Genomic DNA, 15,461 nt, shown 5'->3' on the forward strand with positions numbered 1-15,461 from the left:
TACCTCTGTGTGGTTAAACGCCGACCCAGTTTATACGATAACGGTATTATCTGAATCCGTTTTTGGCGGGCTGTGACAGTGGCTGGCGCCGGTGCGGCCGGGAGGGGAAAAGCGCTAACGTAAGGCATTATGGTGCCGGCCTTACGTTAGCGTGTGATCAGGCCTTGAACAGCCGGTGGAAGGCCTCGGCGTGGTCCTGGCTGGCCTGCTGTTTGTCGTCGAAGGCCCGGGTGACCTCTTCCAGGGAGCAGGCTTCCTCCCTGAATTCCTGCACCTTGCGATCGTAATGGTCGCTCGCCGCCTTCAGTTTCGCCCTTTTATCCTGCAGTTCGTCCCAGGCGTCTCTGGTCGCTTCGCTGTATTTGGCCATAGGGTACCTCCTGTGTGGTTGAGCCCCTAAAGTGTAGTACGGCGAGGTGCCGGGTTGGAAAGGTCGATTGAAATCGCCCCTGCGGCGGGCATTGTAGGGTCGAATTTATTCGACCGAACACGGCTCCGGGTTGAGACGGTTCATTGAAATGGCTCGACAGGGATTGCCGGAAAGCAAAAAGCCCACCTTGCGGTGGGCTTTTCAGGATGATTTGGTCGGCGTGAGAGGATTTGAACCTCCGACCCCTGACACCCCATGACAGTGCGCTACCAGGCTGCGCTACACGCCGAAATCGTCGTTGTGTCGACGGGGACGGATTCTAGGGAAGTGGCCGGGGGCTGTCAACACCCGTTCCGGCCACTCTGGTGCGTTTGCCTGCTATTTGCGCACTAGCGGGTAAATTGCATCCGCTGGCCGAAGGCCTGTTCGCTGACCACGCCGTTCTGGTAGGCGATTTGGCCGTTGACCAGGGTGGTGTCGACCCGGCTCTTGAGGGTGGTGCCCTCGAGCGGCGACCAGCCGCAGTGGTAGAGCAGGTTGTCCTTGCTCACCGTGGTCTGGTCGTTGAGATCGAACAGCACCAGATCGGCGAAGTAGCCTTCGCGGATGTAGCCGCGATCTTTTATCTGATAACGTTCGGCCACCGCATGGGCGGTTTTGCGCACTATGGTTTCCAGGCTGAAGATGCCCTTGTGGTAGAACTCCATCAGCATCGGCAGGGCGTGCTGGCACAGGGGCAGGCCCGAGGGCGCGCCGAAGTAGGGGTTCTGCTTGTCGACCCAGGTGTGGGGGGCGTGGTCGGTGGCGATGATGTCGATGATGTCCTGGTTGACCGCGTCGATCAGCGCCTGCTGGTCGGCGGCGGTCTTGATCGCCGGGTTGCACTTGATCTGGGCACCCAGGCGCTCGTAGTCGGCCTCGTTGTAGAACAGGTGGTGCACGCACACCTCGGCGGTGATGTTCTTGTCCTTCAGCTCGGCCAGGGAGTGGCTGGCGGTGAAGTGGCTCATCTCCCGGGCGGTGGTGAGGTGCAGCACGTGCAGCTTGGACTGGTAGCGCTTGGCCAGGCTCACCGCCAGGGAAGAGGACAGGTAGCAGGCTTCGGCGCTGCGGATATGGCCGTGCTCGCCGAAGGGCACGGCGTCGCCGTACTTGGCCCGGGCCAGCTCTTCGTTGCGCTTGATGGTGGGCGAGTCTTCGCAGTGGGTGGCGATCAGTACCGGGCTGTCACGGAAGATGCCGGCCAGGGCCGCTTCGCTGTCGACCAGCATGTTGCCGGTGGAGGCACCCATGAACACCTTGACGCCGCAGGTCTGGTTGGGCAGCAGCCGCTGGATCTGCTCCAGGTTGTCGTTGGTGCCGCCCAGGTAGAAGCTGTAGTTGCCGGCGGCCCGGCCCTCGGCCAGCTTGAACTTGGCCTCCAGCGCCTCCAGGGTGGTGGTTTGCGGATTGACGTTGGGCATGTCCATGAAACTGGTGGTGCCCCCGGCCACGGCTGCGCGGGATTCTGACGCTATGTTGCCCTTGTCGGGCATGCCGGGCTCGCGAAAATGCACTTGATCGTCGATCATGCCCGGCAGCAGGTGTTTGCCGGCGGCGTCCAGCACCCGGGCGCCGGCGGGGGCGCTGAGGCCAAAGCCGATCTGGGCGATGCGCTCGCCCTCGATCAGCAGATCCTGCACCTGGACACGGCCTTCGTTGACCAGGGTTGCGTTTTTAATCAATAGTTTATTCATTGTGACTTCATTCCTTTGGCGGCTAACAAGGCTATAATAGCGAATCTTGCCCGGAGCCGACAGGCGAGGCCCGGCGATTTATCTCAAGGAGACAGGCAATGGCAGAAGAGACCATTTTCAGCAAAATCATCCGCAAGGAAATTCCCGCCGAGATCCTGTACCAGGACGAACTGGTCACCGCCTTTCGCGACATCCACCCCAAGGCGCCGACCCATGTGCTGATCGTCCCCAATGTGCTGATCCCCACCGTCAACGAGGTGGAGGCCGAGCACGAGCAGGCCCTGGGCCGGCTGTTCACCGTGGCGCGCAAGCTGGCGGCCGAGGCCGGACTCGCCGAGGACGGCTATCGCCTGATCGTGAACTGCAACCGTCACGGCGGCCAGGAGGTTTACCACATCCACATGCACCTGCTGGGTGGCCGCCCCCTGGGCCCCATGCTGGCGCGGTGAGGAGAGGCCGATGAGGTTGCCCCGTCTTAGTCTGCTGCTGGCGGCCGCCGTGCTCGGCGGCTGTACCCTGCCCAATCCCTATTCCACATCGCCGGCACCGGTGACCCCGGCCACGCCGGACACCCAGCCGGCCGCGCCCGTGGTACAGCCGCCCCTGCGCCCGACGCCGCCGCCGGTGATAGAGCTGCCCGAGCCGCCGGTGGCCACGCCCCTGCCCGAGGCGCGCAGCCCCAACCTGGATCGACTGGCCGACGGCCTGGCCGCCCGGTTGCGCAACAGCGGTGTCATCAACGAGGTGAACGGTGTGGTGCTGCTGGACGAGATCCGCAACCAGGCCGGCAGCCCGGTGGATACCCGGGGCCTGACCGAGCGGTTGCAGGCCAACCTGGCCGGCAGCCTGCGCTTTGTCGATGGCTCCCGGGTCAGCGGCCTGCGCCAGCAGCTGGCCTACCAGGGCGGCCGGGCCGACATGGCCGCCCTGGTGCGCCTGGGCCGGCAGAGCGGCGCCGACTACCTGCTGTCCAGCAGCCTGGGCCGCAGCGGCTCGGGCTTCAGCCTGCAGGGACAGCTGATGGAGCTCGCCAGCGGCGAGGTGCTCTGGTCCGACAGCGTCAGTGGACGCTGAGCCGCTGCTGAGGGCCCTGCCCGCCGAGTGGCGGGGGCGGTTGACGCCCCTGGCGGGCGGGCTGACCAACCGCTGCTGGCGGCTGGATAGGCCCGGCAACAGCTACTGGCTGCGCCTGGGCTGTGCCGACCCGGCCGCCCTGGGCATCGACCGCCGGCTGGAATTATGCGCCCACCTGGCGGCGGCCGCCGCCGGGCTGGCACTGCCGGTGCGCTTCGCCCGGCCCGAGCAGGGCCTGCTGATCCTGGACTGGCAGGAGGAAAGGGACTGGCGGCAGCGCACGCCGGACATGACCCGGCTGATGGGCCGGGTGGCGGCGCTGCACCGGCTGCCGACGGCCCTGCCGGTACTGGATTTGCGCGCGCGGCTGGGTCATTATCTGCAGCGATTGTCGCCGCTGCCGGCCGACATCGCCCGGGTGCTGCCCCTGTTCGAGCGCGCCGAACTGAATCCGTCCTTTTCCCCGGTGTTCTGTCACCATGATCTCAATGCCGCCAACCTGCTGGGCGGACGCCCCTGGCTGCTGGACTGGGAATATGCCGCCCGGGGCGATGCCGCCTTTGAGCTGGCGGTGATCGCCGACAGCTTCGGGCTGGATCGGCCGGGGCGGGCGGCCATGCTGGCTGCCTACCGGGCCGGGGGCGGCGAGCTGAGCGAGGCCCGGTTGGCCGCCCGGCTGCCCTGGGTGTGGCTGCTTACGGCGCTGTGGGCGGCGGTGCAATACCGCCAGTGCGGCCAGGCCGAATACCTGGAACAACAGCAACAGGCAGTGCACCGGCTCTGCCGATACCGAAACGAACTGGAGTGATGATGGGCCCTTTTATCCTTGACCTGAACGGCCACGAACTGGAGGCGGAAGAGTGCGAACTGATCGAGCACCCCGCCGTGGGCGGGATCATATTTTTCAGCCGAAATTATCATGACCGGGCCCAGCTGGACGCCCTGGTCAAGGCCATCCGCAGGGTCAAGCCGGGGCTGTTGCTCACCGTGGACCACGAAGGGGGACGGGTGCAGCGCTTTCGCGAGGGCTTTTTTCCGCTGCCGGCACCGGGCCGGCTGGCGGGCCTGGATCACCCCGAGCTGTCTTCCCTGCTGGAGGACGCCGGCTGGCTGATGGCGGCCGAGCTGCTGGCCCACGACATCGATCTCAGCTTTGCGCCGGTGCTCGATCTGGAGCGGGGCAGCGAGGTGATAGGGGATCGCAGTTTCGGCGCCGATCCGGAGCAGGTGATAGCGAGGGCCGGCGCCTACATCGGCGGCATGAAGGCGGCGGGCATGGCGGCGGTGGCCAAGCACTTTCCCGGCCACGGCAGCGTGCGCGCCGACTCCCACAAGGAAAGCCCGGTGGACGAGCGGGAGTTGGCCGAGATAGCAGCGGCCGATCTGCTGCCCTTCAAGGCCCTGGTCAGCCAGGGCCTGGTGCAGGGCATGATGCCGGCCCACGTTATCTACCGCGCGGTGGACCTGGAGCCGGCGGGTTTTTCGTCGTTCTGGATCAAGGAGATGCTGCGCCGCCGGCTCGGCTTTACCGGCCTGGTGTTCAGCGACGATCTGACCATGGAAGGGGCGGCGGTGGCCGGCGGCTACGCCGAGCGGGCGCGGCGGGCGCTGGCGGCGGGCTGCGACCTGCTGCTGGCCTGCAACCACAGGGCGGGGGCGGTGAGCATTATCGACAGCCTGCCCCATGATCTGCAGCGGGATCTGTCGCCCCTGCGCAAGCGGGACAACGCCGGCGCCGCCCACCTCTACGGCAGCCGGCGCTGGCGCGAGGCGAGCGAGCGGCTGCTGCGGATTTCCCGGGAGCAGGGCTGGACCGGCTGAAGGTCCGGGTGTTGATTTGATGTGAAAATAAAGTTGTGCTCTCAAGCACAGCTTTTAGAATGGCGGTGCCCGGCATGGGCACCACAGACTGCCGACAAAAGGTGGCCGTTCTCTGTTGTCACTCCCGCCAAGGCGGGAGTCCAGTGCAGTATGTCATGGAGCTCCGCCTTCGCGGAGATGACCGCAGTTTAACCGTGTTGATAAAGGGAAGATCCGGCAAAAAGCAGGTAATGGACTTGTTATCATGCGGTGCCCGGTACTGGCACCCTGAGCAAGAATCTGCCGCTATGGGCGGGCCATAGCCGCAGGTTTTTACTTTAAACATTGAAGAGGTCAGACATGACAAGGATTATCGTGGTCGGCGGCGGCGCCGGCGGCTTGGAGCTGGTTACCAAACTGGGCCGGCAACTGGGGCGTAAGGGCAAGGCGGAAGTGATACTGGTGGATCGCAACCGGACCCACCTGTGGAAACCCCTGCTGCACGAAGTGGCCACCGGCGCCATGGACCCGGGCATCGACGGCCTGAGCTACCGCTCCCAGGCCCACAATCACGGCTTCAGCTTCCATTTGGGCACCCTCACCAACATCGACCGGGAAGCCAAAACCATCACCCTGGCGCCCCTGCTCGACGACCATGGTAATCCCATGGTGAGCGAGCGCTATCTCAAATACGACATCCTGGTGCTGGCCATCGGCTCCGTGTCCAACGACTTCGGCACCCAGGGCGTGCGCGAGCACTGCATCTTCCTCGACAGCCCGCAGCAGGCCGAACGTTTCCACGACGAGCTGATGAACCGCTTTTTGCAGTACGCCGAGAGCGACACCGTGGACGAAAAGGTGGACATCGCCATCGTCGGCGGCGGCGCCACCGGGGTGGAGCTGTCGGCCGAGCTGTACAACGCGGTGGAGCACCTGGCGGCCTACGGCTTTAAAAAGCTCAACCGCAACTGCCTGCGGCTGACCCTGGTGGAGGCGGGGCCGCGCATACTGCCGGCGCTGCCCGAGCGTATTTCCGCCATGGCGCACAAGGAGCTGCGCGAGCTGGGCGTGGACGTGCGCACCAACACCATGATAGTGGAGGCCACCGCCGAGGGGCTCAAGACCAAGGAAGGCGAGCTGATCCCCGCCAAGCTGATGGTGTGGGCGGCGGGCATCAAGGCGCCGGACTTTATGAAGGACATCGCCGGGCTGGAGACCAACCGCATCAACCAGCTGGCGGTGACCAACACCCTGCAGACCACCCGCGACGAGAACATTTTCGTGATCGGTGACTGCGCCTTCTGCCTGCAGGACAACGGCAAGCCGGTGCCGCCCCGGGCCCAGTCTGCCCACCAGATGGCGAGCCAGGCCTATGACAACATCATGGCCAAGCTCAACAACAAGCCGCTCAAGCCCTATGCGTACAAGGACCACGGCTCGCTGGTGAACCTGAGCCGCTACTCTACCGTCGGCTCCCTGATGGGCAACCTGATGCGCGGCTCCATGATGGTGGAAGGCCGCATCGCCCGCACCGTGTACATCTCCCTCTACCGCATGCACCAGGTGGCGCTGCACGGCTACACCCGCACCGGCCTGATGATGCTGGTGGGCCGCATCAACCGCTACCTGCGCCCCCGGCTCAAGCTGCACTGATTTTTTAAGCCGGAAGCCGGAAGCCGGAAGCTTGAGGCTGGAAGCTGGAAGGAGTACCCTCCTTCCGGCTTCAGGCCGCGGAGAAACCCTGGCCTTTCTCTGTTGTCACTCCCGCTCTTTCTGTCACTCCCGCTCTTTCTGTCACTCCCGCCCTTTCCCGTCACTCCCGCGAAGGCGCTGAGGGATCCCCAAAAAAATCGGCAGGCATGGTAGATTGCGTCTTTATTAATCGCCAAAAAAACAAAGACGTTCCGCCATGCCTGCCGTGTCCTCAGTTTGCCATAAATTCTTCGCGTCTGCCTTCGCTCCTTTTCATCAGGCTCGGGTAAAAACCCTGCTGAACTGTGCCGAAGGACTCATTACCGGCAACACCCTCTCCTTGACCCGGATTGGACGACATCTGCCCGGCAAAGCCTGCGTCAAGCACAAGATAAAACGCGTCGACCGCTTTCTTCGTAATGAGAAGGCCCACCAGGACTGCGTCACCATGAGTGCCGCCCTGACCCGCCGCATCACCGATTGCTTGCCCTGCTGCTTCATTGCCATTGACTGGAGCGGCTGTTGCAGCCAGGACTTTCATGTCTTGCGCGCCAGCCTGGTGTATAAAGGTCGCAGCCTGCCCTTGCTGAACCGTGTTGTGCCCTCTGCGCGACAAGAAAATCATGATGAACATCAGCAGTTTCTGCTCGATCTGCATGCCGCCCTGGGGGCACACCAGCGGGTCATTCTTCTGTCGGACGGTGGCTTTAAAACGCCGTGGCTGAATCAGGTGCGGGCGTTGGGCTGGGTGTTTGTAGGGCGAGTGCGCGGGCGCATCCATGGCAAGTTGGATAACGAGAAAGAGTGGTATCCCGCGGCCACGCTGGCCCAGCAGGCGACGGCCACCCCAGAGGCGCTGGGAGCGGGCCTGTTGGGTAAGACAGTGAAGCCAGCCTGCCCGGTTTACTATCACCAGTACCATGCCCCCTCGAAGGGACGGCACAAGAAACGGGGCAAGAAGCAGCCCATGTATCCCCAGGCAGAGAAGCAGTATCGCGACGCGGCGGAAGAGCCGTGGCTGCTGGTGACCTCGGATGCGGAACTCACTGCCCAGCAGGTCGTCTCTCTGTATCGGAAGCGGATGCAAATCGAGCAGAACTTCCGTGATGACAAGAGCCAGCGTTATGGTTTTGGCTGGAGCAACAGTAAAAGTCAGGGGGAGGGTCGCTTGGGTCAACTGTGCCTGATAGCCCAGGTAGCAACCCTGCTCCTGTGGTTGGTGGGGTTCGAGTGCGAACAACAAGGGCTGCATCGGCGATACCAGGCCAACACCGAGGAGCGTCGGGTGCTTTCCTTTTTAACCTTGGGAAAACAGGTGCTTATCCATGAGCCGAGGAGAGTAACGGGCTCGCTACTGGAGCGAGCCTTAACACGCTTGAGCCGTATCTACACCCTCATGGAAGAGGTCGCGGCATGACCAGAAAAAACTGGGGAGCCGTCAGCGCGAAGGCGGGAGTCCAGGTGTTGGGCGCCGACGTGGTGTTGGCATTATGGATCCCCGCCTTCGCGGGGATGACGGCGGTAGGGGCGGGGATAATATTCCCGTCACTCCCGCGCTCTTTCCCGTCACTCCCGCGAAGGCGGGAGTCCAGGTGTCGGGCGCCGACGTGGTGTTGGCGTTATGGATCCCCGCCTTCGCGGGGATGACGGCGGTAGGGGCGGGGATAATATTCCCGTCACTCCCGCGCTCTTTCCCGTCACTCCCGCGAAGGAGGGAGTCCAGTGCAATCTGCCATGGATCTCCGTCTGCTTCCGGTCATCTCCGTCTGCTTCCGGTCATCTCCGTCTGCTTCCGGTCATCTCCGTCTGCTTCCGGTCATCTCCGTCTTCTTAACCCTGGTCATCTCCGCCTGCTCCGGGTTACCGAGTGCCCCCTTTCGGTGCATAACGATGCCGTGCCGCTATTTTGTGCACAGCTCCGATGGGTTCCGTTCCGGCACCGAACATCGGCGTTGTCCGCGGTAATGGCGGCATCGTGACGACATCATGAATGGCTCCATATGAAGATGAATGTTGCTGCCTGCATAATTAATATCGCTGCTGTCATAATGCCAGGTATTAAGATCTGACTTTTCCCTTATGCCTGGTTTTTAATGTCACTAAAAAGTTAAATTGCACTATTAAGTTTTGATTTTTTCCTTGTATAGTGACCGGGCCATCTGCGGGCCGGAAGGGGTTTCCGGCCGGTGAGTGTCGCCAATGGAGCGGGTGGCAGCCCATTCAAGGAGAGCATTAGATGAAAATGACCCCCACCGTACTGGCCGCGGCCCTGTCCGCCTGTTTGTCCACTTCCCTGTATGCCGCGCCCGAACTGCCGGTGGCCGGCCTGGATACCGGCAGCAGCCAGTACGCCACCGCCAACGCCTGGGTGGAAATCGACCAGGCCGCCTTCGAGCACAATATCCGCACCCTGCAGGCGCTGCTGGACGGCAAATCCCAGATCTGCGCCATCATGAAGGCCGATGCCTACGGCCATGGCATCGCCAACCTGATGCCCTCGGTGATTGCCGCCGGCATTCCCTGCGTGGGCATCACCAGCAACGAGGAAGCGCGGGTAGTGCGGGAAAGCGGCTATGAAGGCCGCATCATGCGGGTGCGCAGCGCCACTCCGGCGGAGGTGCGCGACGGCCTCCAATACGACATGGAAGAGCTGTTCGGCGATATCGAGGCGGCACGCCTGGCGGCCGAAGTGGCCGGGGCCGAGGGCAAGACCCTGCGTTACCACCTGGGACTGAACGCCGGCGGCATGAGCCGCAACGGCCTGGAGCTGGCCACCGAGCAAGGCAAGGCCGAGGCCCGCGCGCTGATGCAGCTGGATAACCTGGAGCTGGTGGGCATCATGACCCACTTCCAGTACGAGGAAGCGGACTTCGTGCGCCAGGGCCTGGCCAAATTCAACGAGCAGTCGCAATGGCTGATTGACGACGCCGGCCTGGACCGCAGCAAGCTGACCCTGCACACCGCTAACTCCTTCACCACCCTGGAAGTGCCGGAAGCCCGGCTCGACATGGTGCGCCCCGGCGGCATCATCTACGGCGACACCATCCCCAGCTATACCGAATACAAGAAAGTGATGTCGTTCAAGACCCGGGTGGCCTCGGTAAACGACTATCCGGCGGGCAGCAAGGTGGGCTACGACGGCACCCATACCCTGGAGCGGGATGCGCTGCTGGCCAACCTGCCCATGGGGTATTCCGACGGCTACCGCCGGGTATTCACCAACAACGCCCATGTGGTGGTGAACGGCCAGCGTGCGCCGGTGGTGGGCCGGGTGTCGATGAACACCACCATGATCGACGTGACCGATATTCCGGGAGTGAAGCCGGGTGACGAGGTGGTGCTGTTCGGCAAACAGGGTGAGGTGGAAGTGACCCAGGGCGAGCTGGAAGACGCCAACGGCGCCCTGCTGGCGGACTTGTACACCGTATGGGGCAACTCCAATCCCAAGATCCTCAAGCGCGCGCAATAACAGCGGGAAGCGGGAAGCTTGATGCCGGAAGCGGGAAGAAAAACCGCTTCCGGTTTTTTATTGCCTGCATCCCCCTGGCCTGGATGTCCGCCTTCGCGGGCATGACGGGAGCCGATGTTACTCCGTAGACCTTCCCATCACCCCGTAGCCTTTCCCATCACTCCCGCGCTCTTCCTGTCACTCCCGCGAAGGCGGGAGTCCATTGGCGGGCCGGCCAGCGAAGCAACCACCACAGATTTGGCTCCGGCGGCAACTTGCTCAGTCTGAGAAAAATTCAGGAAGAAGAAGACCGCTCGCTTTCGCGCTTCATCAGCATAAAGGTGAGGTACATCTTGGTCGGCAAAGAGAGGATCATGCCCAGTGCCACGCAGCCGGCGCTGACAAGAATGCCCTTCACCCCCAGCGGTTCCATATGGTCGCTGTTGTGCAGGTACACCCCCAGCACGATCAGGCAGATGCCCACCAGCATCACCCCCTTCAGCACCCGGATTAGCATCTCGTCGGACATGGACCCTCCCGCGAACCAGTCGCTACCACAGCTTCAGATTAGCGCGGGGAGGGGGCGGGGAGTTGATTTATATCAGGGATGGCTGCGTTTTTGGTACTTGGGGACAGGACCGCCATCATTTGACCCCGCTCCCGGGGTAATAACCACCTACACTTTACATGGTTATGTGTGTTCTCGGTGACCTGCGATACCCTGATATCGCGCTATACGGAGTGATAGGCCATGAACAACCGTCAAATATTAATAGTCTTGCTTGTTGCACTCGGGCTCAGTGGCTGCGATAGAAGCCTGCAAAGCTTCAGTTTGCCGGTGGGCGATGTTGCGCGTGGCGAGCAAGTGTTTATGAATATGCAGTGTCTGAGCTGCCATACGATGGAAGGCTATGAGCGACCGGCAGGCGAGCATGAGTTATCGATAAACCTGGGAGGCAAGGTGAAGGGCCTGAAAACCTATGGGGAGCTGGTGACCTCCGTGATTAACCCCTCCCACCGGCTGGCGCAAGGCTATGATCGTTCAACAATCCAGGTAGAGGGAGAATCGGTGATGCCGGTGTATAACGATGTGATGACGGTGACGGAACTCGTTGATCTGGTGACTTTTCTGGAGTCCCATTACGAGCTGGAACCCTATGAGCCGACTCCGTATGGCTCCTATCATTAACAGCCTTACCCGGAACCTGGTCAGTTAGCCAAAACCGGCGGTCTGCGCTCACGACTGCGCAGACCGCCCTTAACCGAATACGCTTTTTTCAACCAGTATCGCCTTGTAGCCCCCCTGGAAAAGGAGTCCCGCCCGTCTGTGGCTGCGGTTAAAGGTGTGTATCAACACCGTTGAGCTGGCGCATTCCGTTGGACGGAAACGTATTTAACAGAAACTGCCATACCGCCTGCGCGGCCCGGGTACGCGCGCCAACGCACACCAGGTTTACCGGGCTGTGCTCGGGATGACGCCAGTCGGTCAGCACCGGGGTCAGCAGCCCCGCATCGCGCTCGCGCACAATAAATTGGGGATCGATCATCATGATGCCCAGACCGGCACAGGCCATATCCACCAGGGCACGGCTGTTGTCGGTTTTAATCGCCGGCGTTACTTCCAGTATCTCGGTCCGGCCGTCGCTGCTCTCGAATGGCCAGAAGGCATGGGATCCAAATACCAGACAGTGGTGGCGAGCCAGGTCGTGAGGCGACTCCGGCACACCCTGCTCGGCTAGATACCGCGGCGAGGCAAACCAGCCCCAGCCTTTTTCACCGATTTTACGCGCAATCAGCGACGAGTCGGGCAGTTGCCCGATGCGGATGGCAATATCCACTTTCTCGGCCAGCAGGTCGACGGTTCTGTCTTCCAGACTCAGCTCGAGTTCAATGTCCGGATAGGTACGGCGCAGGCGGCCCAGCAGCGGCACCAGAAACACCTGGCCCATCAGAATGCTGGCGCTGATTTTTACCTTGCCCCTGGGCGTGGCCTGCATATCGTCAACCAGCCCATGCAGATTGGCCAGCACGGTCCCCAGCTCGCCGGTGCCGAGCAGCAGGTTGCGGCCGACATCGGTCAGCTGCAGCTGCCGGGTGGAGCGCTGCAGCAGGGGCTGCCCGACAAATTCTTCCAGCTGGCGGATCTTCTTGCTGACCGATGAACGCGGCAGGCCGAGCTCGCCGGCCGCGGCCTGAAAGCTGCCCCGTTCGGCCACCAGATGGAACACGTGCAGCAACGGCAGGTTGAGGTAAGCCATCGTCAGTCCTTTATTTGTTTTCATAAGGGAATCAATGAGTGAGCATATTGCTGCCTTATGGATGACAACGCAAGTTGCTAATCTGCCGGGCATACAACGCAATACAGAGGAGAATGCGTATGAACGGCAAGACAATTCTGGTTACCGGCGGTACGGCGGGCATTGGTTGCGCACTGGCGCAAGCGCTGAGTGAAAAAGGCGCCAAGGTCATCATCACCGGACGCGATCGGGCAAGGGTTGAGCAGGCGGCCGCCGCCATGGGTTGCGCCGGTTACGTCGCCGACAGCGCCGACAGCGCCGACAGCGCGCAGTTAACACGGCTGGCGGCGGCATTGCAGCAGGACAACATCCGCCTGGATGGCCTGGTGCTGAATGCCGGGGTGTTCTACCCCGACGCCGTCACCGCCACCACCGAGGAAGCCTTTGACCTGACCATGGCGATTAACACCAAGGGCCCCTTTATTACCCTGCAACAACTGCAGCCGCTGCTGAACAACCCGTCCAGCGTGGTGTTTGTGTCCAGCATTGCGGTGACCAAAGCCTTCCCGAATGCGGCCGTTTATGCCGCCAGCAAGGCCGCCTTTGAAGCCATTGTACGGGTGGCCAACCTCGAGTTTGCCCCCTTCGGTATCCGTATCAACTCCATCCGCCCGGGGGTCACGGCGACCGATATCCAGGGCAAGGCCGGCATGAGCGCCGAGCAGCAGGCGGAGCTGTTCGGCTCTATGAACGGCACCGTGCTGGGCCGGGTGATGACGCCGGACGATCAGATCGGCGCGATTGAATTCCTGCTGTCCGACCGGTCGCTGGCCATGCGCAGCGCCGTAGTGGAAGTGGATGGCGGCTTCCTGCTGTAAGCCGCGGCTGGCCGCAAAGCACAAGCCTCGGGAAGCTTCTGACGGCTGACAAACCGTCGTATTGCTCTGTAGTCACTCCCGCAGGCGGGAGCCCGGTGCCATATGTCATGGATCTCCGCCTTCGCGGAGATGACGGCAGTGGAGCAGGCTCCTTTCCCGGCATCGATTGAGGCGGATTGGATTTGTTCGAGGAGACTAAACCGCAAGCCGAGGGGAAGGGGCAAAAGGCAAGAGCTGATCCCCATCTCGCCTGGCCTGTATACCCTGGCCGAAGACGTCGTGGAGGTGCACAGACAGGGTGCCGCCCATGAATCGTCTCTTTGGGCGGCACCGACTTAAGTGACGGTTAACAGCGCTTAACGGGCGTATTTCTCGGCGCGTTTGCCGCGCAATATTTTTTTCTTCGGCCCGGTGCTTTTCGGGGCGCTCGGCTTTTTCAGGCGCACGGGCTTGGGCGCGGCCTGGTTGCCGGTGGCATCGGCCGGCTTGGCGCGGCGCGGCTTGCCCTTGGCATTGCCCGAGCCTTCCAGCTCGATCACCGTTTCGCTGGCCCGGTTTGCACGCCCGGACAACACCTTGCGCGAGATGCTTTTGAGCAGGGTGCCGCGGTTGCTCACTTCAAAGCCCGGCTTGACGATGCGTTTGATCTCGGTGCCAATCAGCTTTTGAATGCGCTCCAGAGTTTGCTCTTCTTCCCGGCTGACAAAGGAAATGGCGGTGCCGGCGGCCCCGGCGCGGCCGGTGCGGCCGATGCGGTGCACGTAATCCTCGGGCAGATAGGGCAGGTTGAAGTTCACCACATAGTCCAGGCCCTGGATATCCAGGCCCCGGGCGGCCACTTCGGTGGCGATAAGCACCTGCAACTTGGCGGACTTGAAGTCGGCGATGGCGCGGCGCCTGGAGCCCTGGCTTTTGTCGCCATGGCACACGGCGGCCTCGATTTTGCGCTGCTTCAGGCCGGCCAGCAGCCGGTCGGCCTGCTCCTTGGTGCTGGTAAACACCAGCACCTGGAACCAGTTTTTCTCTTCCAGCAGCTGTTCGAATAGTTCTATTTTGCGGCTTTCTTCCACCGGATAGACCGCATGGCGGACGGTATCGGCCGTGCTGTTGACTCGGGTGACCCGGATTTGCTGATGATTGTGCAGGATCTTGTGGGACAGCTCGTTGACCGCCGGCGAGCTGGTGGCGGAAAACAGCAGGGTCTGGCGCTTGGGCGCGGTCAGCTGCATCAGTTTCAGCACATCGGTGATAAAGCCCATGTCCAGCATGCGGTCGGCTTCATCCAGCACCACAAATTCCACGTCGCTCAATGCCACGTTGCCCAGGGTGATGTGCTCCATCAAGCGGCCGGGGGTGCTGATCACCATGTCCACGCCCGCTTTCAGCTTGTTGGCCTGGCCACCCATCTTCACGCCGCCGTAGAGCGCGGTGACGCTCAGCGGCAGATGCCGTGCGTAGCCGCCGATGGCATCGGCCAGTTGCTCGGCCAGCTCGCGGGTGGGGGTGAGGATAAGGGCGCGGGGGCGGCGCTCGACCCTGGCTTTGGGGTTGTCCAGCATGCGCTGCAATACGGGAACGGCGAAGGCGGCGGTTTTGCCGGTGCCGGTTTGGGCGGTCACCTGCAAATCCTTGCCGCGCCGGGCGGGCACTATGGCCTGGGCCTGTACGGGGGTCATAGCACTGTAGCCACATTCTACAAGAGCGCGCTGTAGATCCGGGGCCAGATCCAGAGATGAAAATTGCATAAGAGTTCCTCTGTAGAGTCGCTACAGTCAAAAAAACGAGGGCAGAATATACAGGATTTTGGCGGTGGAAGAGAGGATTGTTTGTGGTTTTGGCGAAATTTTGGCCGGTAAACCAGGGTGCTGCCGGACCTGGCGGCAGGTCCGGCAGCGGGGCTTAGCCTTCCTCGGCCTCGTCGGCGGCGACGCGGGGCTGATGGTTGCAGGCCCGGGCGAGGATCTCCACGTAGAAGGAGGGCAATTCCTGCGCCACGGCGGCATCGATATGGGCGTTGATTTCAGAGGTGAAAATCTTTTCCGCCGCCGCTTCAGTGGCACCGAAGCGGCAATCGAAGGTCCAGTAGTCCATGCCCGCCGGCAGTGCCTTGCGGCGCTCCCGGTTCAGGTATTTTCTGATGTCGTGCTTGATGGCGTCCACCAGACGAGCCGGCTTCAGCCTGGGGTGGGTCAGGGCGATGGTCTTTTTCATTCAAAATCCTAGGGG

Annotated in this window: 15 protein-coding genes and 1 tRNA gene; 9 read left to right on the forward strand and 7 right to left on the reverse strand. The window is 62.3% G+C overall.

The window, feature by feature from the left end; translation table 11 throughout:
• Positions 1-157: 157 nt before the first annotated feature.
• From ACT7DK_RS07650 to ACT7DK_RS07660, 3 genes are all read right to left on the reverse strand, one after another.
• Entirely contained in the window at positions 158-370 is a 213-nt protein-coding gene (locus ACT7DK_RS07650; RefSeq protein WP_445397898.1) for a hypothetical protein, read from the reverse strand.
• A 212-nt stretch (positions 371-582) separates the two neighbouring features.
• Positions 583-659 (reverse strand) — tRNA-Pro (locus ACT7DK_RS07655).
• A 100-nt stretch (positions 660-759) separates the two neighbouring features.
• Positions 760-2,106, reverse strand: coding sequence for a dihydroorotase (locus ACT7DK_RS07660; protein WP_445397900.1), 1,347 nt, complete (start codon positions 2,104-2,106; stop codon positions 760-762).
• Between the two features lie 98 nt (positions 2,107-2,204).
• On the opposite strand from ACT7DK_RS07660, the gene hinT reads away from it, so the two are divergent.
• The 7 genes from hinT (at position 2,205) to alr (ending at position 10,141) form a co-directional block, all read left to right on the forward strand.
• A complete protein-coding gene (gene hinT / locus ACT7DK_RS07665) occupies positions 2,205-2,555 on the forward strand; it encodes a purine nucleoside phosphoramidase (RefSeq protein ID WP_445397902.1) in 351 nt (116 codons plus the stop codon).
• Positions 2,556-2,565: 10 nt separating this feature from the next.
• A complete protein-coding gene (locus tag ACT7DK_RS07670; RefSeq protein ID WP_445397904.1) occupies positions 2,566-3,180 on the forward strand; it encodes a penicillin-binding protein activator LpoB in 615 nt (204 codons plus the stop codon).
• Positions 3,170-3,988 carry a phosphotransferase gene (locus ACT7DK_RS07675; protein WP_445397906.1) on the forward strand — a complete coding sequence of 273 codons (819 nt, stop codon included), beginning with the start codon at positions 3,170-3,172 and terminating at the stop codon, positions 3,986-3,988. The genes ACT7DK_RS07670 and ACT7DK_RS07675 overlap by 11 nt, the downstream gene beginning before the upstream one ends.
• The gene (nagZ, locus tag ACT7DK_RS07680; RefSeq protein WP_445397908.1) at positions 3,988-5,001 is read left to right on the forward strand and encodes a beta-N-acetylhexosaminidase; all 1,014 of its coding nucleotides are present in this window, start codon (positions 3,988-3,990) and stop codon (positions 4,999-5,001) included. The genes ACT7DK_RS07675 and nagZ overlap by 1 nt, the downstream gene beginning before the upstream one ends.
• 339 nt (positions 5,002-5,340) lie before the next feature.
• Positions 5,341-6,633: an NAD(P)/FAD-dependent oxidoreductase gene (locus tag ACT7DK_RS07685; RefSeq protein WP_445397910.1), complete on the forward strand. Its 1,293-nt coding sequence runs from the start codon at positions 5,341-5,343 to the stop codon at positions 6,631-6,633.
• A gap of 256 nt (positions 6,634-6,889) precedes the next feature.
• A complete protein-coding gene (locus ACT7DK_RS07690) occupies positions 6,890-8,089 on the forward strand; it encodes an IS4 family transposase (protein ID WP_445397912.1) in 1,200 nt (399 codons plus the stop codon).
• Between the two features lie 819 nt (positions 8,090-8,908).
• Complete coding sequence (alr, locus tag ACT7DK_RS07695; protein WP_445397914.1) at positions 8,909-10,141, forward strand: alanine racemase; 1,233 nt, start codon at positions 8,909-8,911, stop codon at positions 10,139-10,141.
• Positions 10,142-10,415: 274 nt separating this feature from the next.
• Here the strand turns inward: alr and ACT7DK_RS07700 are convergent, their stop codons facing one another.
• Positions 10,416-10,649 (reverse strand): hypothetical protein, encoded by a 234-nt coding sequence (locus ACT7DK_RS07700; RefSeq protein ID WP_445397916.1) that lies wholly within the window; start codon positions 10,647-10,649, stop codon positions 10,416-10,418.
• 222 nt (positions 10,650-10,871) lie between these two features.
• Between ACT7DK_RS07700 and ACT7DK_RS07705 the strand changes: the two genes are divergently transcribed.
• Positions 10,872-11,309 (forward strand): c-type cytochrome, encoded by a 438-nt coding sequence (locus tag ACT7DK_RS07705; RefSeq protein ID WP_445397918.1) that lies wholly within the window; start codon positions 10,872-10,874, stop codon positions 11,307-11,309.
• 148 nt (positions 11,310-11,457) lie between these two features.
• Here the strand turns inward: ACT7DK_RS07705 and ACT7DK_RS07710 are convergent, their stop codons facing one another.
• Positions 11,458-12,378 (reverse strand): LysR family transcriptional regulator, encoded by a 921-nt coding sequence (locus ACT7DK_RS07710; RefSeq protein ID WP_445397920.1) that lies wholly within the window; start codon positions 12,376-12,378, stop codon positions 11,458-11,460.
• Positions 12,379-12,497: 119 nt separating this feature from the next.
• Between ACT7DK_RS07710 and ACT7DK_RS07715 the strand changes: the two genes are divergently transcribed.
• The gene (locus ACT7DK_RS07715) at positions 12,498-13,235 is read left to right on the forward strand and encodes an SDR family NAD(P)-dependent oxidoreductase (protein WP_445397922.1); all 738 of its coding nucleotides are present in this window, start codon (positions 12,498-12,500) and stop codon (positions 13,233-13,235) included.
• Positions 13,236-13,591: 356 nt separating this feature from the next.
• Here the strand turns inward: ACT7DK_RS07715 and ACT7DK_RS07720 are convergent, their stop codons facing one another.
• A complete protein-coding gene (locus tag ACT7DK_RS07720) occupies positions 13,592-14,980 on the reverse strand; it encodes a DEAD/DEAH box helicase (RefSeq protein ID WP_445397924.1) in 1,389 nt (462 codons plus the stop codon).
• Positions 14,981-15,134: 154 nt separating this feature from the next.
• Entirely contained in the window at positions 15,135-15,446 is a 312-nt protein-coding gene (locus ACT7DK_RS07725) for a DUF6172 family protein (protein WP_094040368.1), read from the reverse strand.
• Positions 15,447-15,461 lie beyond the last annotated feature (15 nt).

This window comes from Zobellella sp. An-6 (assembly GCF_052487945.1).